Raw genomic sequence first — 24,651 nt, forward strand, 5'->3', positions numbered from 1 at the left:
GGATCTTTCAGTTAAACTAATTGAAAACGATTAAAGGATTGTCGTGATATGATCAAGTATAAGCTAAAAGAATTAGCGTCCTTTTCTGTTACTGGACTAGAACTGGCGCTGACAAATCAAAAAAGCAAGAATCTTGAACGCAGTCTATCATTTTGGCCGCGTTTTAATTATCAGCTTAAAAGCAATGGATTAAACCAACAAACTGGAAATTGGACTAAGTATGCGTTTATGGAACGGCGAGATGGGCAGCTTTATTATTATTGTGCGATCCCAAAAATGAAGGCGAATCCAACAAAATTCATTTTGAAGGATATTCCTGCGGGGAAATATTTGGTTGTGGAGCATCAAGGTGCGATGGACCAAATCTACGCTACATATGAAGAGATTTACCAGAAGCTGATTCCCAAGCTTGGTTTGAACTTGGAACAAACGAACTTTTTACATTTTGAAAAATATGACGAAAGATTTCATTGGAATCGAAGCAGTTCAATTATTGAGCTTTGGATTCCATTAAAAGACTAAAGGGTCTAATTAAAACTGTATTTATAAATATTCATTTTTTATCTGTATTTGGATGTGATATACTTTAACTATTCATAACTGATCGTTAGGAGGAAGCATTGTGAATAAAAATGAGATTTTGGATTATCTTAGCAAAAAGGATATTTGGTTTGAAGTGACAGAACATCAGGCTGTATACAACATGGAGGAACTTTCCGAGGTTGCGTTGCCATACCCAGAAGCTGATGCGAAGAATCTTTTTGTCCGTGATGATAAAAAAAGAAATTTTTATCTAATTACTGTTAAAGGCGACAAAAGGGTCGATCTTAAAGAATTCAAAAAGGAAAACAACACGCGACGATTATCTTTTTCATCGGAGAATGATTTAATGGAAGTGATGGGATTAATTCCAGGCGCGGTGAGCCCTTTTGGAATTTTAAATGATTCAGAACACAAAGTACACTTCTTTATTGATGCTGATTTCTTTGAAGAACCAGGACTTATTGGTGTTCATCCGAACGATAATACAGCAACTGTATGGTTAAAAACAGAGGATTTAGTCGCGATTGTTAAAGAGCATGAAAATCAAGTAACGGTTGTTCACCTTTAGATTTCATGTCCTTCATAGTAACGTGACTCAAATGAACTTGGGTGTTTTAAAATTAGCTTCTCAGATTTTTTTGCGTTAAATTACGCATAGATGTATCTATTTTTTAAAGATATTAGGTCGCAGCTTAAAGCACTCTTTTGAGTGTTTTTTTCTTTTCGTTTATTGTCATGGCGAAGCTTTTCTCGTATAGTGAATGAATAAGGGGGCGACAAAATGATTGAATTAAAAGGTGTAACAAAAATATATGATCAGAAAAAAGCGTTAGATAATTTAAGTTTAACGATTAAGGCCGGTGAGATTTTCGGCTTTTTAGGCCATAATGGGGCAGGAAAATCGACAACGATCAAAAGTTTAGTGAGTATTATTGAGCCTACGAGTGGTGAGATTTTGTTTGATGGAAAGAATTTGAAGACGGATCGATTAGCAATTAAGAAGAAGATCGCGTATGTACCGGATTCGCCAGATATGTTTTTACAATTAACAGCCAATGAGTATTGGGATTTAATCTCAGCTGCTTATGATCTGAAGGGGCAGGAGCATCGCCGACAAGAGCTGATCAATTTATTTGATTTAGTTGGTCACGAAGATGAAACATTGGAAAGCTTTTCTCATGGCATGCGGCAAAAAACGATCATTATTGGAGCCTTACTGCCAGATCCCGATATTTGGATCTTAGATGAACCGTTGCAGGGCTTAGATCCGCAGGCTGCATTTGATTTGAAGGAAATGATTAAACGCCATGCCGAAAAGGGCAATACAGTGATTTTTTCGACGCATGTCTTAGACACTGCACAGCAATTGTGTGATGAACTGGCAATTTTGAAAAAAGGTGAGCTGATCTATAACGGTTCCGTGGACAATTTATTGCAGGATTATCCAAATGAATCGCTAGAAAGAGTCTACCTCAAAATGGCTGGACGCCAAGCTGATGGGGACTTGATTACTGAAATTGAGGAGCCTGCCCATGAATAGTCAAATCATCAAACGCTTGATTGCAGTCAACATGCTGTATGTCAATCCATCTTCCACCAATCAAATTCGAAAAAAAGGGCATAAGGGCAAGAAAGTCATTCGTAGTATCGTTCAACAGTATTTAATGTCTGGGGTAATCTTTCTGTTGATTTATGGAGCAACTATGGTGATGATTGATTTTTCAAAATTGCCTGGCTTTTTTACTTATTATATGATGCTATTTGCTTTGATTGGTTTCTCCCAATCACTTTCAGCGATTTTTAATGTCTTTTTTGAAAGTAAAGATTTGCAGGATTATTTGCCTTTGCCAATCAAGCAAGGGGAGGTCTTTGTCGCCAAGTTTTTGGCAGTTGGGATGACAATTGTACCGTTTCTATTGCCGTTGTTAATTTTATTTTTCCTGACGTCCTATAAAAGCGGCTATTCCATCGTAATCGCGGTAGTGGGAGCTATTCTGCTATTCATTATTTTCTTTACATTATTATTTAGTCTATGTAGCTTAATTGTTTTTGGAATGACAAAAACAAAGCTGTTTCGGCGACATAAAAAGCTGTTTACCAGCTTAATGCTGGGCTTTTCCATGATTGTTTCTGTTGGCGGGGTTTTAGCAATCAATTTCACCCAAAATTCTGTCGATCATTCCAGCACGGGTATAGCCGATAGACATGCGTTTTCGGTTTTTCTACCGTTCTACCGGGTTATGCACGAGCTGTTTTCGGTAACTGGACTTATTACTTTGCTTGTATTGTTGGCTGTGACGGGATTACTTTTGCTGGCATTGAAATTTTTCGTAATTCCTAGCTTATACGAACAATTCAGCGATGAGGCTTCCCATACTGCGGCAACAAAACGCAAACGAAAAACCGATCAATCGTTGAAGCAGCTGTTGGCAAGCTACAATCGTCAATTACTGAAAAATCCTAACTTGATTATGCAGGTCTTGACCTCATCATTAATTATGCCAATTGTGATGATTGGGACAATAGTAACTACGAGTCCGATCAATTTACAAACCTTAACGCCAAAGTTTATGGGGGTATTCTTTGTGGCGGGGATTGTTTTTGCGACGATTATGCTTAATCAAACCTCTTTTGTCAGTAATCTGATCTCATTGGATCGTGAGAATTTTTCTTTTATTCAATCTCTTCCGTTGTCGCTAGAGAAATATCTTCGTCAAAAATTCTGGGTTGGCTGTAAAATCCAGATGCTGATTGCTGGCGGAGTAGGTATATTGATAGCTGTTGTGTTGCGGTTTCCGATATTCTTATCACTGCCTTTTATAGCAGGGATATTATGGGGAACATATCTGTTATCACTTCACTTTTTTAGCCGAGATTATCGTTTGTTGAATGTGACATGGACCAATATCAGCCAACTTTTCACACGAGGGGTGGGAAACTATGGTCTGATGATTTGGATGTTTGGCTCGCTTTTTGTTGGTGCGATTCTGATCGTTTTATATGTAGTCGCTGTCATGATGAACGTTAATCCTGTGTTGCTAAATGGCGGTGTCATGATTTGGTTGGCGATCCTGTCCGTGGCATGGCTATTAATCAACCGAAATAATTTTTGGAAGAAGTTAAATGACTGATTATAAAGGTAAAGAAAGAACCTTAACGCAAGGTTCTTTTTTTATGGATAAAAGTTTACATAAATAAATTATCGAAATAGAAATGCGGATTTAAAATTAAAGTATATTTAGGTTTAGACGGATTAACGCTGAGTATAAAATGGTATTTAGATAAAATAATTCAAATCTAATTATCATAAAAAGACGATGAAAATAATCCTTTCAAAATTAATCCTCATTTAAATAAAGATTCAGAAGAGAGTACACAAACCTTTAGCTGTATTTTTTTAATTTTAAATAAAAATTTACAGATCAATAGGTAGCGCTTTCTAATTTTTGAATATTGATATTAAGTTTGATATAACGTGCTTTAGAAGGAAAAGTAAAATACAATAAAAAAACAAGTTAAAATCACTCATTTCAATTGTTCTTAATCTAGTTATTTTATCATTTAATTTGTTGCGTAGATTTTCAGCTTTCGTAATTGTTTTGATGCAATTTGTCAGAATATTCAATGACTTTCACCATTCTTGCACTCTGTCTTTTTTCATTGTAAAGTATCATTTAGGGATTTCTTATATTTACAGTGTTCTTGTTCAATTAATAACTAATTTCAAGATTGAAACACAAACGTAATAAAGACCCTAGAAAAATTGAATAGGAGTGGTTTCAATGGCCAAATCAGAGAAAGGCATGACATTGGTTGCGTTAGTCATGATGATCTTTACCTCGGTATTTGGGTTTGCTAACGGACCAGTAGCCTTTTACTTAATGGGCTATGGATCAATCGTCTTTTACGTTATCGCAGCAATTCTATTTTTTATTCCATTTGCATTGATGATGGCGGAATTCGGTTCAACGATCAAAGGCGAAAATAGTGGGATGTACAAATGGCTGGAGGTCAGCGTAGGACCACGTTTTGCATTTATCGGAACGTTTATGTGGTTTGCTTCTTACGTTGTCTGGATGGTTTCTACATCATCTAAAGTTTGGATTCCTTTTACCACAGCATTTGCTGGGAGCGATCAAACGCAAAAATTACATATGTTGGGTATGAACTCGACTCAAGTAGTTGGTTTGCTGGCATGTGTTTGGATGATCATCGTAACGTTGGTCTCAATTAAAGGGGTCAAGGGAATCGTTAAAATCACTAGCTTAGGTGGGATTGCGGTAACAAGTTTAAACGTTGTTTTAATCGTAATTTCTGGTATTATTTTGGTATTAAATGGGGGGCATTTAGCGCAACCATTTAACCACATTTTACATTCACCAAATCCTAGCTATCAAAGCCCAATCGGCTTGTTAGGATTCGCGGTATTCGCAATCTTTGCTTATGGTGGTTTGGAAGCTGTTGGGGGCATGGTTGATAAAACTAAGAACCCTGAAAAAACTTTCCCTAAAGGTGTCGTACTTTCTGCATTGATCATCTCTGTTGGTTATGCATTAGGGATCTTCTTATGGGGTGTAAGTACCAATTGGCAAGATGTTTTATCTGGTGATTCAACCAACTTAGGAAATATTTCTTATGTAATGATGAATAACTTAGGTTACGTTTTAGGTGATGCGATGGGTCTAGGACACGGCGCTGCCATCAGTATGGGTAATTGGTTTGCTCGTTATACTGGTCTAGGTATGTTCTTAGCATATAGCGGTGCGTTCTTTACATTGACGTATTCACCATTGAAGACGTTGATTATGGGAACACCGAAAAAATTATGGCCTAAGAAATTTACTGAATTGAATGAAAATGGAATGCCAAGCTTTGCTATGTGGGTTCAATGTGCGATCGTTGTTGCGATTATTTTGATCGCTTCATTCGCTACACCAGATCCATCAGCATTCTACAATATTTTGACATTGATGGCGAACGTTTCAATGACATTGCCTTACTTGTTCTTGATTTATGCGTTCCCTAAATTCAAGCAAAAACAAGGTTTGGATCGTCCGTTTGAAGTGTACAAGTCTAAGAGCATGACAATGATCATCAGTGTTGTCGTCTTCTTATTAGTATTGGGTGCGAATGTCTTCACGATTTTCCAACCAATCATCGAAGGTGCTGGCGCTCGCGATACATTATGGATGATCGCAGGTCCAGTTGGATTTACTGTAGTTGGTATTATCCTTTACCAAAACTATGTACGCCGTTCAAAAGCTGAATAAAATAAAAATCTCCTAGCGTAAAATGATACGCTAGGAGATTTTTTTATTCGGCTGGTTTCAAAGCGGTAGCAAAATCGATTCGATTGATTCGGCGATTTAAATACAGTTGAACCAACAACATACAGATAAATAAGACAAGACTAGCAATCATCATACTTTGAAATGTAATATGCGGCAAGTACTGCTGCTGGTCAGTCGAAACCATTGCTACATAAGCATTGAGAAACAGCCGTCCGGCAGGGACACCTAACAACCAGCCCAATAGTGTTAATAAGGAGGTCTCTAAAAACGACAATGAAAGGATTTCCTGTTTTGTAAAGCCTAACACTTTTAGCGTAGCAAATTCAATAAAACGTTCGGAAAAAATCAGCAAATGACAGTTCATCATAATCGTAATTCCTAAGGTCAATGCTGCTAAAATCAATAAAGAAACAATCATAAGAATGCCGTCAATCAGCTTTTGAGAGTCCTTGAATTGTTGAAGCTTTTCGTTTCTGCTGGTAATCAAAGGGGATTCGATCACCGTTTTGTTCTTCGGCAGTAAAAGGCTTTGAGGTTCGAAGGGCTGCTGCAAATTTTCCCAGGTTTTTTGAGAAAAAAATAGTCCTTGTGGCGATGAAATGGGTATCAATCTTTTGATAAACACTGGAATAATCTGCTGCTGCAATTTGATATAAATTGTCGCTTTTGCTTGAATATTCAGCCTTTTTGCTAATGCTTCAGAAAGAAAAACCTGGTTGCCCGTCAAATCCTTCAAATCAACTTCAGGTAAGTTCAGCTGGTTGCCATTGGAAACAATCGTAGCTTGTACGGTCTGTTCTTTTGAATCATTCAATAGCTTTACTGACTGCTTTTCTAGCCATTGATAATCGGTTGAGAGAGACTGAACTGTCGATTTTCTTTCTTGAACAGTCAAAGGCTTTTTGAAACTGACTTTTTCCTCGTAGTGATAAGTATCATTAAAAACAGAGTCTAGAGAGAAATTAATGGAGTCCTTGATTCCAAAAGCGGCAATAAGTAAAAGCATACAGCCCAGTGCACCAAAAACCCCTAATACGGCCCGGCGAATATTTCTTTGAATATCTCGCAGCGTCCATTGCAGAGAAAAAGGCAGGTAAGACCAAACATTGGTTTGTTCCAGCCAAACCCGTTTAAATCGTTGATTTGACTGCTTTTGCATAATGAACGCCGGAAGCTGTCTTACAAGCGGCAAAACGGGAATTAAGGTAATCAGTATGCTAAGCAAAGTAATCAGTGCAATGCCTGCATAACCCAAAGTTGTTTGTACCTCTAACCAGTCAGGGACAGAGAATTGATTGCCAATTGCGGATAATAAAACAGGCGAGAGCAGCTTTGGTCCCAAACAACAGCCGATGCTTGACCCTAATAAAGTTACGATCACACCAAAGGATAAATAATGAAACAGAATTGTCCAGCGACTAAATCCCTGAGCCTTCAAAACGGCGATTTGTAATTGCTGCTGTTTAACGAACCGTCGCATTGTCGCTTCTACAGTGATTAGCGTCAATAATAAAAACAGACTTGAAAAAAGAAAAGCTAAACGTTGAATCTGAGTCACACGGTCAAAAAAGATGGAAAGACCGGTCCCGTCATGTGTCTGGTTCAATTGCTGGTAATTATTTCCCCAAATATCTGATAGCTCATTTTCCAGCCAAGGGGTGTTGTTGTCTCCAGTTGTTTTCAATAAAAGCTGACGGGTAGGAATTATTTGCAAGTGATTAAAACTTTGTTCCGACAAATACGCATACCCGCTCTTTTTATGATTTGGTAGCGGCTGGTCCTCATTCTCCGTGTGATAGATAAATTCAGGCTGCCGAATGGTTCCTAATATTTTGTACTGCTGCTTTTCAATTGAGAAATCATCACCAAGCTGGTAATTATTCGCTTGGAAAAAGTCCTCGTCCAACCAAATCCCAGTCCGCTGCGAAAGCTTTGCTCCGCGAATCACCTGTGGTTTGCTGATGGAAGAGTGATTGAAGGTTAGGATAGATAAGGAAAAATGATTGTTTTGATAGTATCCGATTGATCTGCGGGTCACTTGCGAAACATTGGTCAATTTCTTCGTTTGTTGTTCCTTTGGATTGCTGAAACTTGTAATGGTTAATGCACTGTCAGCTAAATGACTATTTTTTGAGAACTGCTTTCCAGTTGCGTCCATTTGCTGACTCAGATGGAAAATACCCGTAAAAATGAATAGACAAATAAAGCTCATTAAAAAGACGGAGAGAAAGCTGATCCAGTTTTTGCGAAGATCACGAAAGGTTTTACGAACCATTACCACTTCACCTCATCAATCTCTAGCGGATGTTCTTGACGAGTATTTTGAATGATTTTGCCATCCTTTAAATGGATGACGCGATCTGCAATTTGTGCGATCGAGGCATTATGGGTGACCACGATAATGGTGTGACCATGCTTGACGGCCATTTCCTTTAGTAAATGCAGGACTTGCTTTCCTGTTTCACTATCTAATGCACCCGTGGGCTCATCGCACAAAATCAACTGAGGATTTTTACAGACAGCACGCGCGATTGAGACACGCTGCTGCTCACCTCCAGAAAGCTCTTGCGGAAAGTTCGTTAATCGATGGGAGAGCTGAACCTTTTCCAAGATATCCTTTGCCTGAAAGGAGTCTTTGGCAAGTTTTTGAGCGATAGCGACATTCTCTAATGCCGTTAACGTGGGAATCAGATTATAAAATTGAAAAATAAATCCGACATTTTTCCGCCGGTAATTTGATAGTTCTTTTTCCATGTAACGATGAATCGGCTCCTGCTGAACGAATAGTTCACCGCTGGTGGGCTGATCCATCCCGCCTAAAAGATTTAATAAAGTAGTTTTACCAGAACCACTGGGCCCCAGAATAACTGTAAAATCGCCTTTATCGAGCGAAAAGGAAAGATCTATCAACGCGGGAATTTCTGCTGTCGCTGTTTGATAGTTCTTTTTTAGCTTTACTGCTTGAATATAATTCATAAGAATCCTCCTAATTGAACACTGTGTTGATTTTTCTTGATTCATAGTTTAAGCTGAAATAAGGCGTTGGACAATGAACAATAAAGAAAGGTATGTTCAAAAGTTAATCACTTTTTGAATCAGTGTTCAAAAAATCAACAAATCAAGTCAAATTGTTGGGGGAAAAAATGTCGAATAAAACGGATAGAACGAAGTTACACATCATCGAGACTTTCTTTTCAATGATGGATGAAATCGGCTTTGAAAAAATCACTGTAGCGAATCTGTCAAAACAAGCCAAAATCAATCGCGGAACGTTTTATCATCATTTTCCAGACAAGTATGCGGTTTTGGAAGAAGTGGAAGAGGAGATCTACGCCAATTTTGCGCAGGTACTGAATGATCACGTTGGTTGGGCGGTGACAGAAAAAATCGATGTTTATGGACGGATGCACGTAGAGCGATTTTTCAAGGAAGCGTGTCTGGTTGTGATGAATTTCTTATACGAACGAAAAGAGACGGCTCAAACCTTGCTTGGAGAGCATGGGCGTCCACATTTTATTGAAAAATTGGAAGAAGCCTATATTTCCGCTGTTCAGAAAAAAATTCGCTTAAATCCTCATGAATTTACAGAATTGGAAAAACTACAGCAGGAATTTATTTATCATGGAGCGATTGCGATTGTTAAACGCTGGATAAGAAATGGTGCGAAAGAATCCCCAGAGGAAATCGCTCAAGTGATCTCTAAATGCATGGTTACACCACCGATTACAATTTTTGAATCCATCGAACGTGGTGAAGATAAGTTCTCATAAGAAGGAATCTTAATTGAATGATGATTTTTAATATGAGGATGAAATAGTTGTATTCAACATGGATAAAGGTTGAATATCTCATCATAATGATTATTGATCGTTTACTGTTGTGCTGCTGCTTTGATAGTGATAAAGGAAGAATAAATGAAAATAAGAACGATTTTAAAAATAATTGCTGCTTTAATAAGTATTCAATTACTAAGTCTTGGTATCAAGCAGCTTTGCTTTCTGTTTGTGCCACCAACAGATTTCTCGGATCGACTAATTTCCATGAGCGCCATGGTTCTTTTGACGGGACTCTTTCTAGTACTTTTTTAGAACCATAAAGATTGATCTGAGTATTTTTCCAACTAATTTCAGCCGATCTTATCTTGTAGGAACTCTAGTCTTCTGACTTTTGTTTTTAACAGCACCATCAAATTTCACGGAAGGATTTCGGGCAATTATTCTTTTAGTCTATAGCAGCATTATTACCCCGATTTTTGAAGAGTCGATCTTCCGCGGTTATGTTTGAGAACAGTTATCTGTTATTTTTAACCGAGAATCAGCGGTTTATTTAGTGTCGTCAGTATTATTTGGAATCTGGCATTTAGGCTATTTTGATTCTATTGCTTTGTGGGTGGATTCGAATTTAATAGAGGCATTATTCTGGAAAGTCACTACCGGGTTATGCTACGGGTTGGTTCTAGGATTGCTACGCTGGCGAACGAAAAATTGCTATTCAACCATGCTACTGCATGGTGCGATGAATATCTTTGGACGGTAAGTTTTTTAAGTATAAATACTGTTAAATAAGGGATTAGAAGAGTGATAAAGACTTTTGACAAGGGAAAAAGGGCCTATGATAAAGAGTTTTGCTAGTGGGAAACCACAATAGGTCTTATGGTGAGGATGAAGGAGCGGATGAGATGAATTTAAGCAAACAGATTAAACGATTGAGGGAAGAAGCAAGATTTTCCCAAGAAGAATTATCAGAGAAAATTTACGTTTCTCGTCAAACAATTTCAAATTGGGAAAATGAACGAAGCTATCCAGATATTCATAATCTGTTATTGCTGAGTGTTCTTTTTGACGTAACTTTAGATGAACTTGTCAAAGGAGACGTGGAAACTATGAAAAATGTGATTAAAAAAGACGAGATGAACAGGTACAGCTATATCATGTTGGGAACAATTGGGGCAGCAGCGATTTTATTCGGACCTGTTTGGAAGTTATTTGGGAATATAGGACTTTTGATCCCGTTCGTCTTGTGGCTAGTTGGCATGTGGGCGGCGCTTAAAATCGAGAAAATAAAAAAAGAGAAAAATATCAAAACTTATAAAGAGATTGTCGCTTATATGGAATGTGAAGATGTAGAGGAGAGAAGAAAAGAGCGAAGCTTCGGAAAAGATTTTCTTTCTCAAACAGTGATCGTTATTGTATTTACAATAACTGTAATGGCAGTAGTATTAGCTAGTTTGTGGCTTAGTGGGATGTTTTAAGTAAATCAAAAGTAGTGTCTGAAGCTTGATTTTATCAGGTTTCGGGCACTTTTTTATACCTTTTGCTTGATTGTATCGTTTTAAAAAAAATAAAAATTACGGATTGGGAATTTTTATCAAAAAGCGGTAAAATTTTTATGTAAACAGACAATCAGAATGGATGAAGAGGAGCGTGCAAGCATGACTGTAAAATCAACTATTAAGCCATTAGGAAAACGCCAAATTTTTACCATGAAAAGGGCAAGCCTAGAAAAAAGGTCAATGAATACTATAACAACACCCATGATGCAACGAACATTATAGAAAGTATTGTAGCGATTTTAGTTAGGAATGCGCTGGTCTTTAGTGACTTTTCTTTTATCTGCCAGGAATTAGTGACAAATATTTATTTAACCGCCGAGCCAAATGATGTATTGCGTCGGTTCAGTAGTCTGTTTAAGCCTTATTTCAAAAAAAGTGGCGATTGGGATGCCGTAGTTCATCGCTTATTTAATAATAAAAAGGAGTACTATCAATCCAGTGAGTGTTATCGTTCAGCCGTTAAATACTTATATGCCGTAACTACATCGCAAGCTGAGGATTGTTTAGACAGCTACAATCTGATCTCGATTTTTAAAGATGCAAACGGAAGAAAGCATAAATGGACATTGAAGGATGTAGATCCGCAAAGAAAAGAGGAGGAAATAGCCGTTTTGCTCAAGCTATTGACTGAACTGACTATCTTCAAAAATAAAGAAGTCCGTCAATTTTCCCAATTTATGACCTTTGACTGCTTTAAAACGACAAATGTCAAACATTATGAAGAACCACAGAATGAGAAGCTAGAAGAACCAGTGGAACAAAGTACTGAAGTAGACAGAGAAGAACTGAAAATTATGGTACCACATGGATTCGATCCGCGAACTTTAAGTGAGACAGAATTAGTGGTTTTAGTTCAAGCATACCTGCCAAAGGGTAAAACTATCGAGGATGTCCATGTCTTATTTGTTGAGCGTTCGGCTGAAGCACAAGAAATGATAGATGCTCAAGTATCTCGGCAAAATACGTCCAATGATTACTTAGAAGATTCCGCTGGGCCGGGACTGTTGACTAAAAATCTAGCGGTGGAAGAAAAAGCTGTTTTGCAAGAAAAAATACCCAGAAAGAAATCCTCAAACAACATTGGACACTTGAGCGGGCAGCAATTGTCAGCAATGAGTTTGATAAACCGATTCAAAAATAGACAAACTCAAACTACAAGTGTAGGTAAGAGTAGCAAAAAAACTAAATCGGCCACCGGCAATAACAAGCGAAAAAAGAAAAGAAAATAGACTTTTCGTTTCATTAGGATAGTCTTCTTTGTCATGCCCTCAAGTGTTTAAAATAAGAACTTCAAACAGGGTTATCCTCGCTTTCTCTTCGATTTGATTGGGTGGCTAGTTTTTTTCAGGCTGGTTTCTCTAAGAATACCGGTATAAGGTGGAAACCCATATTGCAGACTTCCATTAAAATATTTCCTCCTGTGTATTATAGCCGTTCGCGTTACGCAGATTCTTCAATTTATTTCCTATTTTCAAAAAATCCCACCTTCCTTTAAACTCCTTTACGATAAAATTAGTGTACAAAATTTTCTTTCAGGCCTCATAAAGCTACTTTTTGTAGCAACTGTCAGTTTACAGTTTGTGACAATATGTAGCACAAAGAACAAATAGACGCTTTTGCTCTGTGTAGATTACGGAGTGAGAGCTTTTTTAATATGCTATTTCTGGTGAACGTTTCATTTTTTTCAAGTCTTTCTGTAAGCAAACCTCATGTAAAGAAACGTGGGAATTTCTGAAAACCCATCAAATTACAGTGTAATTAATTTAAAATTAGGCTTTTATCATTTAGTTACATCTGTTATAATTGTCATCACATCTTAAAGCAAGTTATCATTGTGACTTTAGGCTTTAAAGGTCAATGGTAAAGGGCTGATGGATAAATATTTTTCATAATAGGAAAAAGGAGAGAATAAGTATGACGATTTACAATTTTTCTGCAGGTCCCGCGGTACTACCAAAAGCTGTGTTGGAGATCGCACAGTCCGAAATGCTTGATTACAAAAATAGCGGCATGTCGGTGATGGAGCTGAGTCATCGTTCCTCCTTATTTGAAGAGATCATCCAAGAGGCTGAAACCTTAATGAGAGAACTCATGGCTATTCCAGAAAACTATAAAGTTCTGTTCTTACAAGGCGGTGCGAGCTTGCAATTTACTATGCTGCCGTTGAATCTGGCACAAGGAAAGAAAGCTTTATACGTAAATACAGGTTCATGGTCGAAAAAAGCTATTAGTGCTGCAAAAGCACTGGATAATGTTGAGGTAGAAGTAATTGCTTCAAGTGAAGATAAGAATTTTACCTACATTCCTGAACTGCCAGAAACGGTGGATCAAGATGCCGCTTATGTGCATATTACAACAAATAATACGATAGAAGGAACAGCGTTTGCGCAGATTCCGAATTTTGGCAAAGTCCCAGTAGTTGCGGACATGTCTTCAAATATTTTAGCCAACGATTATAAAGTCGAAGATTTCGGTGTCATTTATGCAGGTGCACAGAAAAATATTGGTCCAGCTGGGCTTACGGTCGTGATCATTCGTGAAGACCTGCTCAATCAAGAAGCAATTTTCGCACCAATGTTGGACTATGCGCTGCAAGCAAAGAATAACTCTCTTTATAATACACCGCCGACTTATGCAATCTATATCGCGAAGCTTGTTTTTGAATGGGTGAAGGAGCAAGGAGGCGTTGCGGGAATTACAGCGAAGGATCAAACAAAAGCACAATTACTATACACCGCGATTGAACAATCAAGTTTGTTTAAAAGTCCAGTGGAAAAAGACAGCCGCTCAATCACTAATATTCCATTTGTGACAGGGGATGAAGCGTTGGACAAAGCCTTCAATAAGGCCGCTTTGGCTCAAGGTTTTGAAAACTTAAAGGGACACCGTTCTGTTGGCGGAATGCGTGCGAGTCTTTATAATGCCTTTCCAATCGAAGGAGTGGAAGCCTTGGTTGCGTTCATGGCAGAGTTTGAGAAGGAAAATGGAGGGAAATAGATGTTTCAGATTAAAACATTCAACGCGATTGCTCCGGAAGGAATGGCGCGGTTAGATAATGAAAATTACCGTATTAATGAAAGCGAAGAACCAGATGGTATTATTTTACGCAGTCAAAAACTGCATGATTATGATTTTCCTGAATCAGTTTTAGCAGTTGCTCGTGCGGGGGCTGGTACGAATAACATTCCTGTAAAAGAATGTACGGAAAAAGGAATCGTGGTGTTTAATACACCGGGGGCGAATGCTAATGCGGTAAAAGAATTGGTGATTGCGAGCTTATTATTATCTGTCCGACCAATGGTTCAAGGGATCAGTTGGGTGCAGACATTAGAAGGAGCCAATGTTGATGAACAAGCAGAGGCTCAAAAATCGCAGTTTGCTGGAACGGAATTAGAAGGCAAGAAGCTTGGTGTTATCGGACTTGGATCGATCGGAGCGATGGTAGCCAATGATGCTTATCGTTTGGGAATGGAAGTTACAGGTTACGATCCTTATGTATCAGTGGATACGGCGTGGAGTATTTCTCGCCGAGTAAAACGGGCAAAAGATTTGAAGGAAGTTTTGACCAATTGTGATTTCGTCACGATTCATGTTCCGTTGACTGAGCAAACACATCATTTAATCAGCACGGAAGAGTTGATGCAAATGAAACAAACCGCTCGCTTATTAAATTTCGCACGGGGAGAGATCGTCGATACGGATGCAGTGGTAAAAGCAGTCAATGAAGATCGTATCGCTGGTTTTACCACTGACTTTGCGGAAGAAAAATTACTTCATAACGATAAGATTACTGTTTTGCCGCATTTAGGCGCATCAACTGAAGAAGCAGAAGTCAACTGTGCCAAAATGGCTGCTCGCGGTTTAAAGCGTTTCTTAGAAACAGGAGTCATTAAGCGTTCGGTTAATTTTCCAAATGTTGAAATGGCCTTTGAATCACCTTATCGAATCACGATTATCAATCGTAATGTACCGAATATGCTGGGGTTGATTGCTTCTGAAATTGCCTCTTTAGATGTTAATATTGATAATATGGTGAATCGCGGAAAAGATGACCATGCGTATACTTTAGTAGATGTTTCAGAGACAAATCCTGATAAAATCGCGGCGATTGTAGAGCAATTAAGTAAAAATGAAGGCATTGTTCGTGTTCGCGCAATCAAGCGGGATGAGGAGAGTGAATTTTAATGGTTCAGGTTCATCCTTTTAAAGGCGTACGTCCAGCAACAGACTTGGCTGATAAAGTAGCTGCCTTGCCCTATGATGTTGTTAATTCACAGGAAGCCAGAGACTTAGCAGCGGATAATCCCTACAGCTATTTTCATATCGATAAAGCGGAAATTGATCTGCCAACAGAGCTTTCACCCTATGATGAAAAGGTCTATCAAAAAGCAGCAGCAAATTTGGCGGAGTTTTTGGAAAAGGGCTGGCTATTCAAAGAGTCAGATGACTGTTTTTATCTCTATGAATTAGTGATGAATGGTCGCAGCCAAACTGGGATTGTTGCGTGTACTTCAATTAGTGATTACATTGATGAAAAAATTAAAAAACACGAATTTACTCGTCATGAAAAAGAAATTGACCGTATGAACCATATACGTACTTGTGATGCCAATACGAGCCCGATTTTCTTAAGTTATCGTCCACAGTCGGAAATCCAAACGATCATTAAAACCTGGCAAAAAGATCACCAGCCGGTATATGATTTTACCAGCTATCATGAGGTGATGCATCGTGTTTGGGTAATTGATCAAACTGAAACGATTGATCAATTGACGGAGCTATTTTCAGAAGTAGACGCCTTGTATATCGCTGACGGCCATCACCGGACAGAATCAGCAGTAAAAATCGGCTTAGAGAAACGCCAATCTGGCGAACAAAATCCTGAAACTGAGCAATTCCTGTCGATTATCTTTCCTGAGAACGAATTAGCCATCTGGGAATACAACCGTGTACTAAAGGTAGCCCCACCATCCGATTTCCTGGATCGTTTAGCAGAAAATTATCAAGTAACTAAAACGGGTATCAAAAAGCCTGAAAGAGCCGGCGAATGCCAGTTATATGATGGAACAGCTTGGTATACCTTAAGAATCAAACCGGAAAAAGTTCCGACTGATCCAGTAGAAAAATTAGATGTGGCCTTGCTGCAGAAATTTGTGTTGGAAGAGATTTTCGGGATTATGGATATTCGTACCGATAAACGAATTGATTTTGTTGGTGGGATTCGCGGGACGGAAGAGCTTGAAAAGCTTGTGGATTCAGGCGACTGGAAATTAGCCTTTTCAATGTACCCAACACAAATGACCGATCTTTTAGCGGTGGCAGATGCGAAAAAAATTATGCCGCCGAAGTCAACATGGTTCGAACCGAAGCTGTTGAGCGGATTGTTCTTACATGAGTTAGAAACTAAATAAGCGTGAACTCTCGAAAGTGATTTTTCGAGAGTTTTTCTATTTCACGACATTATTTTATTGACTATAATGTGCGTGGCACAGTATAATGGATGTGAAGAGGTGATCATATGCCGGATAAGGATATTGTTCAGAACTATGTGACAGAATTAAAAAGAGGAAATCTCGTTTTGGCTGTACTAGGCAGCTTGGATACGCCTCACTATGGATATGCACTTTTGCAGACATTGCAGGAGCGAGGAATGGAGATTGAGGCCAATACGCTTTATCCATTGCTGAGAAGGCTGGAAAAGCAGGAGCTGCTGGAAAGTGATTGGGATACCACTAAAAGCAGACCGCGGAAGTATTATACGATCAGCAAAAAAGGTCAAATGGTTAAGGATAAGTTGTTTGAAGCATGGAAGGAAATGCAAAAAAGTCTAATGGACATCTACTCGGGGGAGTGACTATGGAAAATTTAATTGAACGCTATATCGCGGCGGTTGTTCAGCAATTGCCGGAAAAGGAACGGGCAGAGGTCGCCCAAGAATTACGCAGCAATATTTATGATATGCTGTCAGATCAGCCAAATGATGCTGAGATCAAAGAGGTGCTGCAATCGATGGGTTCTCCGACAAAGCTGGCTGAACAATATCGGCAAAACCCTCGTTATCTCATTTCTCCGCAGGTGTATGATGAGTACATTCGCTTACTGAAGCTGTTGGTTCCGATTGTCGGGATTATTACAGTTATCGTTGGGGCAGTGACTGGGGTTTTTGAGACGCTGCAGCAAAATAGCAATCAGGTTAGCCGCATTCTTCAGGTGATGTTTCAATCTGGAATTCAAAGCGGTGTATCTGGAGTGATGCAGACACTTGTATGGACGACAGTGGGATTTGTGATCGCTGAGCGGACAGGTGCTTTAAATAGCAGGAAAAAGGATGATTGGAAGGTGACGGATTTGCCGCCGTTGACTACAGAAAAACTGATTCCTTTATCTGATCCAATAGCAGAAATTATTGCCGTCATTGTTTTTAGTGTCATTTTCATATTTGTATCGGTAAGTGGATTCTCTCACGTTTTCACCGAATCAGGGAATGTTAGTTTTAATGTTCCATTATTCAGTAACAGCTTTACAATGTTTTTGATTCCGGTGTTAATTATAGGAACCCTACTGACATTAATTGTTGGTGTGGTGAAATTGATTGATCGCCGTTGGACGAATCGTGTGTGCTTTTGGTCTATTATTGACACTGCCGTTTCGGCAGTTATGTGGGTCTTTTTATTGATGCACAATAATATTTTTAGCCAGGAATTAGTTGAACTGCTTCAAGAACAAACCTGGTCTAGAGGAGATGTCTTGCATTACATTTCTACAGGAAATACAGCTTCAATTCGTTTGATCATTAGCCTTATTATTGTTATCGTTTCTGTGATTCAAATTATTTCAGTTCTCTATAACCGAAGTAAACGAAGCCACTATTCAGGTTATGTGAATCAAGAACAAGCATGATGAAAAGATTGTTTAGACTCTCTATTTGAGGGTCTATTTTTTTCTGGATACACTTTTTTGTTTTACTCATGAGCTCGCTGTCCTTGGTTTTGCTTTTCGTAGTTTATGAGTTAGCCGAGAACACTCGCGACTTTATTCATGCAGATGAATCGGATTCGGTCGTGGCATAGCTTTAGCTATGTTAAACGACCGACATATTCAAATTTAGTATATACCTATGTTAAAATGATGGAAACGGATTCAATGCGAAAAAATTTCGACAGATTGAGGTGAATGCTATGCTGCGACACAAAGCCTATAAATTCAGAATCTACCCCAACGCCGACCAAGAGGTTTTGATCATTAAAACGATTGGGTGTGTTCGTTTTGTCTATAACTATTTCTTGGCTCTTTGGAACGAAGAATATTCTAAAAATGGCAAAGGTTTAACCTATAATTCCTGTTCTGCCATGTTGCCTCAGATGAAAAAGAATGAAGCAACGAGTTGGCTAAAAGAAGTCGATAGTATTGCGCTTCAATCCTCGGTAAAAAATCTTTCCGATTCATTTTCTCGATTTTTTAAAAAACAAAATAGGCGACCACAGTTTAAAAGCAAAAAGAATCCCGTCCAAAGCTATACCACGAAAAACGTCAATAAGAGCATTACGATTATTGAAAACATCATCAAATTACCTAAATTAGGGCAAGTGAAATTTGCGAAAAGTCGAGAGCTCAATGGACGGATTTTAAACGCAACCATTCGGAAAAATCCAAGTGGGAAATTTTTTGTCTCAATCCTTTGTGAAGAAGAAGTCCCAGAATTGCCTAAAACGGGCTTAGAAATTGGAATTGATTTAGGCATCACTGATTTTGCGATTCTTTCTAATGGTCAAAAAATCGATAATAATCGATTCACGTCCAAAATGGAGAAAACACTCAAACGGGAACAACGTAAATTGTCTCGCCGTGCGTTACTCGCTAAAAAAGCGGGGAAAGAACTTTTTGAGGCTAGAAACTATCAAAAACAAAAGAAAAAAGTCGCCCGATTGCACGAAAAAGTAATCAATCAACGCACGGACTTTCTGAATAAGTTGAGTACAGAGATTGTCAAAAATCACGATAGTATCTGTATCGAAGACTTAAATACGAAAGGTATGTTGCGTAATCATAAGCTAGCCAAAAGTATTTCGGATGTCTCTTGGTTTAGTTTTGTGAGTAAATTACAGTACAAAGCTGAATGGTACGGTCGTGAGATCATCAAAGTAGATAAATGGTTTCCGTCTAGTCAGCTTTGTTCAAAATGTGGACACAAGGACGGCAAGAAGTCACTCGAAATTAGAGAATGGACTTGTCCTGTTTGTCATGCGCATCATGATCGCGACATCAATGCGAGTAAAAATATTTTGGCTGAGGGTCTACAAATACAAGTAATAGTCTAGATACCTTAACCGTAGGAACTACGGGGATAGCTTGGTCAATAAGAGACACCGCTGCGGGCAAAGAAATCCGTTCGCAAGTCTGCTCTATTCCCAAGAATCTCGTGACTTTAGTCATGAGAGGTTCAAAATAGTTTGAGATCTAGTTCGATGGAATGTAATAGAAAGTTGCTGCGCAACGATTGAATTTTAAGGGTGTTTAACTGCCAGCAGCTTTTAAAAATGAGAGAAGATGAGCAAGTATGAATCGAATAATAGGGTATTTCAAAGCGAATCTCTTAATGAGTATTTCATTAGTCTTAGCTATTATCAGCTGTTTGATCGGCCGTTTTTCAAGTACATTTATTGACTATAAAGTAATTTTTAGTTTATTTGGTTTGATGTTGCTGATTCAAGGCTTTGAAGAAGTGGGGCTTTTGCGTTATATTGCCCAAAAGCTGCTGCATTTTTCCAAGAATAGTCGTCAATTAGTTCAATTGATGATTGTACTATCTTTAATAGGATCGATGTTTCTGACAAATGACGTGGCGATTTTGACTTTACTGCCGATTTATTTAAAGCTGTTGTCTATACTGCCGAAATTTAAAGGACGCTTTCTAGGCAGCGTGTTGATCATTGTTGCGGCTAATCTAGGAAGTAGTTTTTTTCCGTTTGGCAATCCGCAAAATTTATTTTTGTATGATTATTATCATGTACCGCTCGTTCAATTTTTGTCTTGGATGTCGCTAGTCCTTTTGGTTAGTGTGATCTCTCTGGGATTTTTGACTCTGCTGGTAGCGAAGGATTCCTTAGACGAAATTCAGCTAAAAGAAAATCAGATTAATCGAAAAGAAAGTCTGCTGCTGACAGGATTGATGCTGCTAATGATTTTTGTAGTTTTGGATATTCTACTATATCAGTGGGTGATTCCTTTAGTAGCACTAATCATTCTACTTTACCGACGTGAATTGTACAAAAAGGTAGATTACGGATTATTAGTAACCTTTGTCAGTTTCTTTATCATCGTTGGTAATATTGGAGATGCTGAGTTTATCAATACTTTTTTGAAGTCTTTGAACGGAAAAGAAATTTATTTGGCAGGATTAGGGTTAAGCCAAGTCATTTCTAATGTTCCGGCTGCCTTCTTGATTGCGCCGTTTACATCCAATCAACAGGCGGTCATTTTAGGCGTAAATATCGGCGGGTTAGGGACATTGATTGCCTCATTGGCTAATTTAATCGGCTATAATTTATTCCGAGTTTATTATCCTAGAAAGACGAAGAGGTTCCTTGGTTTGTTCTGTATGGTCAATTTTAGTCTGCTCCTGCTGTTGGGAACAATCTTCTATTTCATCATCCATTAGAAAGCGCCAAGAATTCCTGAAAATCGGCTAAGTTTCTTATGGGAATTCTTCCAAAAAACATGAAAACGCTTCGAACAGTGTTAAGCTAAACTTGTGAGAAATGAGTAGGGAGGATTTTGAGATGAACGATAAGACAAAAATGATTCATGGATACCATGCATTTGATGGAGAAACCGGCGCTTCTTCAATACCAATTTACCAATGTTCGACTTTTAAGCAAGACTCTATTAAGGAAGGACAGCCATATACCTATTCCCGTTTTGGCAATCCAACCCGTACCGCGTTAGAAGAAGCGATTGCGGCACTGGAAAATGGGGAATATGCGACCGCCTTCGCATCAGGAATGGGTGCGATTTCAGCGGTCTTGCTGAGTTTTAGTCAAGGCGATCATCTAGTTATGTGCAAGAGCATATACGGGGGCACATTCCAATTAGTCAATGAAGTTATGAAGCGCTTTGGGATCGAAGTGACCTTTGTCGATGAAACTGATTTAAATGAATGGGAGCATGCGATCCGCCCTAATACAAGAGGACTTTACTTAGAAACACCATCTAATCCATTATTATCAGTGACAGATATTGCTGGCGTTGTAGCGATCGCGAAGGCGCATCATCTAGTGACAATGATCGATAATACATTTATGACACCGCAATTTCAAAAACCATTGGCTCTAGGAGTCGATATTGTGATCCACAGTGCAACTAAGTTTATCAATGGCCATAGTGATGTGGTGGCCGGTTTAGTGATTACGAATGATGAAAAATGGCACGATCAAATCAAACTGCAGCAAAAGGTTCTTGGCGGGATTTTAGGAGTCGAAGATTGCTGGTTGACGATGCGAGGATTAAAAACGATGGCTTTGCGAATGGAGCAAAGTGCTCGCAGCGCTGAAAAAATCAGTCAAATGCTGGAGAATCATCCAGCTATACAGAAGGTTCACTATCCGGGCTTATCTAATCATCCCGGATATGACATTCACAAACGCCAGGCAACCTCTGGAGGAGCGGTCCTATCCTTTGAGTTAGTTAACCAAGAAGCAGTTTACACCTTCGCAGAGGCGTTGCAGATACCGATTGCGGCTGTTAGCCTTGGTGGTGTGGAATCGATCTTATCCTATCCAGTAACGATGAGCCACGCTTGTGTTCCAAGGGAAGAAAGAGAAAAGCAAGGGATAACAGATGGCTTGCTGCGTTTGTCTGTAGGAATCGAAGACACAGAAGACTTGCTAGCAGATTTGGAACAGGCATTGGCTAAGGTTCGTGTAACAGTAAAATAGTTAGAATCAACGCGTCGGGAATTTTCCCGACGTGTATTTTTATGTTTCAATATGCAAAAAAATAGTTGTCATTTTTCTTTTTTTAAGAAAAATGATCCCTTACTATGAACTAGTTCGGTATAATGGTATCATCTCTTGGAGGAAGTGAAAGTCATGCTTGAAAATTTTTTACGTCCAGAAGTCTTGCTTTCAAACGTCATTGTTTGTCTAGCAACTTTTTTGATTACGCGATGGGCGCTAAAACGAAAGAAAAAGCCGCAGCGCCAAAAAGAAACTGTTCAGATACCGAAGCAAACGGCAGACGGAGCAGCTGTCTTAGAGGCTTCATTGACAACGCTGCGATCGTATAAGAACAATCTCAACCAATATGGCTATGTGTACTTTCAAGAAACGACACCAATTGTAATCGAACAATTGAAGGCAGAGGCGAACAGTTTGATCCTTTCTGAAGGGACTCAGACAATTCACGATCTGCTGCAAAAAAATTACGAGAGGCTAATATCGTTTCAGCAACAGGAAGTCGCAGATACGAAAAAATTGGAATTAGAAGTATTGAATCATGTCAATAAAACGATCATTGATTGGCGCAATCTTCTGAAGCACAGCAAATAAATGCTAAGTATAAGCTCAAGGAAGCTTCATTTTTTAGCACATAAAAACACACCCCCGTTGCAGGATAATGATATACAGCAGGGGTGTGTTTTTTAAAGATGTAATCGACGGCGAATACCATCCACACGTGAGCCTAACAATTTGTCGGCCATTCGTGTTTTTAAGGCTAGAACCATGTAGGTAAATCCACCAAAGGCAGCTACGATGATAATAATGATCATTGATTGCATTTTAGAATCCGAGCTTAAGATGACTTCGCAGCCGAACTTAACGATGTAAGCGACAACGCCCATAACAATGGACATTACTGTGACTTTAGCGATAGAAATCATTGTTTCTTTAAATGGAAACTGCGAAATGACATGAATGCGATCCAACAAAAACATATTTGCCACTAAAAATCCTACAAAGGATGCAATAAGCGGCCCATACGCCTCGAACATAAAGATTAAAGGGAATTGCGCGACGATTTTTACAAATATCCCAATACATAAGAACCATACGGCCTGCATATTGCCATCAAGCCCCTGCAGCATTGTTGAACAGACCATGAATAAGCCCATCATGATCCCCACCACGCAGGAGGCTGCTAATAATTCTGAGCCAAGGGCATTCGGCCAGTAGAATAGAGTATTTAACGGATAAGCAAGGACAATCATTCCGACAGTTGCCGGCATCATCACAAAGAAAAGCAATTGGATATTATTCGTCACTAATTTTGCCAAGCCCTCGTGATCCTTTTTCGTAAAGCGCTCCGTAATCAACGGCAGACCAGCTGTAGCCATAGCGGTTCCTAGTGCGATCACGACCATTGTTAATTTATCTGGATTAGCAGAGATTAATGTAAAGAGATCAGCATTTTTCGCCGTAGAGTAATCTGTTACGATCGACATGATTTTTTCAAAGGAATATTGATCAATCAGTTTAAAAATACTAATGGCGCTCCCGACAATAATAAAAGGAATCGCCTGTTGAATCATTTGAAGAACAAGTTGTCCTCCAGAGAAAGTAATCTGGTTATTACTCTCTCGAATCAGCTCACGAAAGGCTGAGCGTTCCTTAAGTAATGAAAATAGCAGCACACCCATCGCAAAAGCTACACCAATGAAAGCCGCAAAGGTTGAGTGAACCACGGCAGTCTTATAGCTGCCATTGTTGATCTGCATGATAATGAAGGCCGAAGCCAGCATGTAGCAAACCCGCGCGATTTGTTCGATGATTTGAGACAATGCGTAGGGCTTCATGTTGTTGTTCCCTTGGAAGAAACCTCGAATCACACTCATCGCTGGAAAGATCAGCAACACAACACTTAAAGAGCGCATAACAGGAACTAAATCAGCGTTTCCTTGAGATAGGTATGGCGCGCCTAGATACATGATAGCTGCACAAAGGATTCCTCCGATGGTCATCAGCCGCATCGTATAAAATAGTAATTTTTTACTTAATCCATATTCATTCATGGAATTATAACGGGCGGTTTGTTTTGCCACTGCTGCAGGAATTCCTGCAGTAGAGATCATTAAAAACAACGCGTATACATTGTAGCCCTTCGTATATAAATAATTCGCTTCTAGACCGTGGGGTTGCATCCAGGCGATCCACGGAATTACATAGACAGCACCCAGCAGACGAGAGAAAATATTACCGATTGTCAGCCATGCTGTACTTTGAACCATTTTTTCCTGAGCGTTTGTCTGCTTGTTCGAAGCGGCAGATGGTGCTACAGTCGGTTTCTTCTCAGTAGCTTGAGGTGTCTTTTTTTTATATTCTTTCTTTTGCGGCGCAGCCGCTTCGCTATGATAACGAGCCACCCGTGAAGGCGTTTGATTCAGCCCGCCATCTTTTCTTGTATTTTCAGTCATATAAACCAGCTTTCTGCAACAGTATCCCCCATATTTTACCTGTTATTTCTCCTTGTTACAATGCTGAGAGCGAATCT

The 24,651-nt window shown here is 39.0% G+C and carries 22 protein-coding genes; 19 read left to right on the forward strand and 3 right to left on the reverse strand.

The annotated features are described in order from the left end of the window. Nucleotides 1-48 precede the first annotated feature (48 nt). The 5 genes from OMU_RS01840 (at nt 49) to yjeM (ending at nt 5,813) form a co-directional block, all read left to right on the forward strand. Entirely contained in the window at nt 49-522 is a 474-nt protein-coding gene (locus OMU_RS01840; RefSeq protein WP_016178283.1) for a GyrI-like domain-containing protein, read from the forward strand. Nucleotides 523-622: 100 nt separating this feature from the next. After that, complete coding sequence (locus tag OMU_RS01845) at nt 623-1,111, forward strand: prolyl-tRNA synthetase associated domain-containing protein (RefSeq protein WP_016178284.1); 489 nt, start codon at nt 623-625, stop codon at nt 1,109-1,111. Nucleotides 1,112-1,324: 213 nt separating this feature from the next. Beyond that, complete coding sequence (locus tag OMU_RS01850) at nt 1,325-2,083, forward strand: ABC transporter ATP-binding protein (RefSeq protein ID WP_016178285.1); 759 nt, start codon at nt 1,325-1,327, stop codon at nt 2,081-2,083. Then, a complete protein-coding gene (locus tag OMU_RS01855) occupies nt 2,076-3,674 on the forward strand; it encodes a hypothetical protein (protein WP_016178286.1) in 1,599 nt (532 codons plus the stop codon). The genes OMU_RS01850 and OMU_RS01855 overlap by 8 nt, the downstream gene beginning before the upstream one ends. A gap of 651 nt (nt 3,675-4,325) precedes the next feature. Beyond that, nucleotides 4,326-5,813: a glutamate/gamma-aminobutyrate family transporter YjeM gene (yjeM, locus tag OMU_RS01860; protein ID WP_016178287.1), complete on the forward strand. Its 1,488-nt coding sequence runs from the start codon at nt 4,326-4,328 to the stop codon at nt 5,811-5,813. A 43-nt stretch (nt 5,814-5,856) separates the two neighbouring features. On the opposite strand, the gene OMU_RS01865 is transcribed toward yjeM, so the two are convergent. After that, nucleotides 5,857-8,109, reverse strand: coding sequence for an FtsX-like permease family protein (locus OMU_RS01865; RefSeq protein WP_016178288.1), 2,253 nt, complete (start codon nt 8,107-8,109; stop codon nt 5,857-5,859). Further along, complete coding sequence (locus OMU_RS01870; protein ID WP_016178289.1) at nt 8,109-8,810, reverse strand: ABC transporter ATP-binding protein; 702 nt, start codon at nt 8,808-8,810, stop codon at nt 8,109-8,111. The genes OMU_RS01865 and OMU_RS01870 overlap by 1 nt, the downstream gene beginning before the upstream one ends. 167 nt (nt 8,811-8,977) lie before the next feature. Between OMU_RS01870 and OMU_RS01875 the strand changes: the two genes are divergently transcribed. From OMU_RS01875 to OMU_RS01930, 14 genes are all read left to right on the forward strand, one after another. Beyond that, nucleotides 8,978-9,604 (forward strand): TetR/AcrR family transcriptional regulator, encoded by a 627-nt coding sequence (locus tag OMU_RS01875; protein ID WP_016178290.1) that lies wholly within the window; start codon nt 8,978-8,980, stop codon nt 9,602-9,604. 144 nt (nt 9,605-9,748) lie between these two features. Then, the gene (locus tag OMU_RS23515; protein WP_208855694.1) at nt 9,749-9,922 is read left to right on the forward strand and encodes a hypothetical protein; all 174 of its coding nucleotides are present in this window, start codon (nt 9,749-9,751) and stop codon (nt 9,920-9,922) included. A gap of 211 nt (nt 9,923-10,133) precedes the next feature. Next, entirely contained in the window at nt 10,134-10,370 is a 237-nt protein-coding gene (locus OMU_RS23520; RefSeq protein ID WP_081638464.1) for a CPBP family intramembrane glutamic endopeptidase, read from the forward strand. Nucleotides 10,371-10,512: 142 nt separating this feature from the next. Further along, nucleotides 10,513-11,085, forward strand: coding sequence for a helix-turn-helix domain-containing protein (locus OMU_RS01880; protein ID WP_016178291.1), 573 nt, complete (start codon nt 10,513-10,515; stop codon nt 11,083-11,085). A gap of 374 nt (nt 11,086-11,459) precedes the next feature. After that, a complete protein-coding gene (locus OMU_RS01885) occupies nt 11,460-12,395 on the forward strand; it encodes a hypothetical protein (RefSeq protein WP_016178292.1) in 936 nt (311 codons plus the stop codon). Between the two features lie 685 nt (nt 12,396-13,080). Continuing rightward, the gene (gene serC, locus OMU_RS01890; protein WP_016178293.1) at nt 13,081-14,163 is read left to right on the forward strand and encodes a 3-phosphoserine/phosphohydroxythreonine transaminase; all 1,083 of its coding nucleotides are present in this window, start codon (nt 13,081-13,083) and stop codon (nt 14,161-14,163) included. Beyond that, complete coding sequence (locus OMU_RS01895) at nt 14,164-15,351, forward strand: 3-phosphoglycerate dehydrogenase family protein (RefSeq protein ID WP_016178294.1); 1,188 nt, start codon at nt 14,164-14,166, stop codon at nt 15,349-15,351. Further along, a complete protein-coding gene (locus OMU_RS01900; protein WP_016178295.1) occupies nt 15,351-16,577 on the forward strand; it encodes a DUF1015 domain-containing protein in 1,227 nt (408 codons plus the stop codon). Before OMU_RS01895 ends, OMU_RS01900 begins: the two co-directional genes overlap by 1 nt. Nucleotides 16,578-16,684: 107 nt before the next feature. Continuing rightward, a complete protein-coding gene (locus OMU_RS01905) occupies nt 16,685-17,020 on the forward strand; it encodes a PadR family transcriptional regulator (RefSeq protein ID WP_016178296.1) in 336 nt (111 codons plus the stop codon). A 2-nt stretch (nt 17,021-17,022) separates the two neighbouring features. After that, entirely contained in the window at nt 17,023-18,066 is a 1,044-nt protein-coding gene (locus tag OMU_RS01910; RefSeq protein WP_016178297.1) for an HAAS signaling domain-containing protein, read from the forward strand. 278 nt (nt 18,067-18,344) lie between these two features. Next, the gene (tnpB, locus tag OMU_RS01915; protein ID WP_016178298.1) at nt 18,345-19,484 is read left to right on the forward strand and encodes an IS200/IS605 family element RNA-guided endonuclease TnpB; all 1,140 of its coding nucleotides are present in this window, start codon (nt 18,345-18,347) and stop codon (nt 19,482-19,484) included. A 239-nt stretch (nt 19,485-19,723) separates the two neighbouring features. Next, nucleotides 19,724-20,824 (forward strand): SLC13 family permease, encoded by a 1,101-nt coding sequence (locus OMU_RS01920; RefSeq protein WP_016178299.1) that lies wholly within the window; start codon nt 19,724-19,726, stop codon nt 20,822-20,824. A gap of 121 nt (nt 20,825-20,945) precedes the next feature. Further along, a complete protein-coding gene (locus OMU_RS01925) occupies nt 20,946-22,100 on the forward strand; it encodes a trans-sulfuration enzyme family protein (protein ID WP_016178300.1) in 1,155 nt (384 codons plus the stop codon). 153 nt (nt 22,101-22,253) lie between these two features. After that, nucleotides 22,254-22,712: a hypothetical protein gene (locus OMU_RS01930; protein WP_016178301.1), complete on the forward strand. Its 459-nt coding sequence runs from the start codon at nt 22,254-22,256 to the stop codon at nt 22,710-22,712. A 92-nt stretch (nt 22,713-22,804) separates the two neighbouring features. Here the strand turns inward: OMU_RS01930 and OMU_RS01935 are convergent, their stop codons facing one another. Beyond that, entirely contained in the window at nt 22,805-24,574 is a 1,770-nt protein-coding gene (locus tag OMU_RS01935) for a putative polysaccharide biosynthesis protein (RefSeq protein ID WP_016178302.1), read from the reverse strand. Nucleotides 24,575-24,651 lie beyond the last annotated feature (77 nt).

It is taken from the genome of Enterococcus avium ATCC 14025, assembly GCF_000406965.1.
In the GTDB taxonomy this organism is placed as follows: Bacteria; Bacillota; Bacilli; order Lactobacillales; family Enterococcaceae; genus Enterococcus_A; species Enterococcus_A avium.

Bases quoted from the DNA above. Each gene is read 5' to 3' on its own strand.
- OMU_RS01840 (WP_016178283.1), top strand. From the start codon at position 49: ATGATCAAGTATAAGCTAAAAGAATTAGCGTCCTTTTCTGTTACTGGA.
- OMU_RS01850 (WP_016178285.1), top strand. From the start codon at position 1,325: ATGATTGAATTAAAAGGTGTAACAAAAATATATGATCAGAAAAAAGCG.
- OMU_RS01855 (WP_016178286.1), top strand. From the start codon at position 2,076: ATGAATAGTCAAATCATCAAACGCTTGATTGCAGTCAACATGCTGTAT.
- yjeM (WP_016178287.1), top strand. From the start codon at position 4,326: ATGGCCAAATCAGAGAAAGGCATGACATTGGTTGCGTTAGTCATGATG.
- OMU_RS01865 (WP_016178288.1), bottom strand. From the start codon at position 8,109: ATGGTTCGTAAAACCTTTCGTGATCTTCGCAAAAACTGGATCAGCTTT.
- OMU_RS01870 (WP_016178289.1), bottom strand. From the start codon at position 8,810: ATGAATTATATTCAAGCAGTAAAGCTAAAAAAGAACTATCAAACAGCG.
- OMU_RS01875 (WP_016178290.1), top strand. From the start codon at position 8,978: ATGTCGAATAAAACGGATAGAACGAAGTTACACATCATCGAGACTTTC.
- OMU_RS23515 (WP_208855694.1), top strand. From the start codon at position 9,749: ATGAAAATAAGAACGATTTTAAAAATAATTGCTGCTTTAATAAGTATT.
- OMU_RS01880 (WP_016178291.1), top strand. From the start codon at position 10,513: ATGAATTTAAGCAAACAGATTAAACGATTGAGGGAAGAAGCAAGATTT.
- serC (WP_016178293.1), top strand. From the start codon at position 13,081: ATGACGATTTACAATTTTTCTGCAGGTCCCGCGGTACTACCAAAAGCT.
- OMU_RS01895 (WP_016178294.1), top strand. From the start codon at position 14,164: ATGTTTCAGATTAAAACATTCAACGCGATTGCTCCGGAAGGAATGGCG.
- OMU_RS01900 (WP_016178295.1), top strand. From the start codon at position 15,351: ATGGTTCAGGTTCATCCTTTTAAAGGCGTACGTCCAGCAACAGACTTG.
- OMU_RS01905 (WP_016178296.1), top strand. From the start codon at position 16,685: ATGCCGGATAAGGATATTGTTCAGAACTATGTGACAGAATTAAAAAGA.
- OMU_RS01910 (WP_016178297.1), top strand. From the start codon at position 17,023: ATGGAAAATTTAATTGAACGCTATATCGCGGCGGTTGTTCAGCAATTG.
- tnpB (WP_016178298.1), top strand. From the start codon at position 18,345: ATGCTGCGACACAAAGCCTATAAATTCAGAATCTACCCCAACGCCGAC.
- OMU_RS01920 (WP_016178299.1), top strand. From the start codon at position 19,724: ATGAATCGAATAATAGGGTATTTCAAAGCGAATCTCTTAATGAGTATT.
- OMU_RS01925 (WP_016178300.1), top strand. From the start codon at position 20,946: ATGAACGATAAGACAAAAATGATTCATGGATACCATGCATTTGATGGA.
- OMU_RS01930 (WP_016178301.1), top strand. From the start codon at position 22,254: ATGCTTGAAAATTTTTTACGTCCAGAAGTCTTGCTTTCAAACGTCATT.
- OMU_RS01935 (WP_016178302.1), bottom strand. From the start codon at position 24,574: ATGACTGAAAATACAAGAAAAGATGGCGGGCTGAATCAAACGCCTTCA.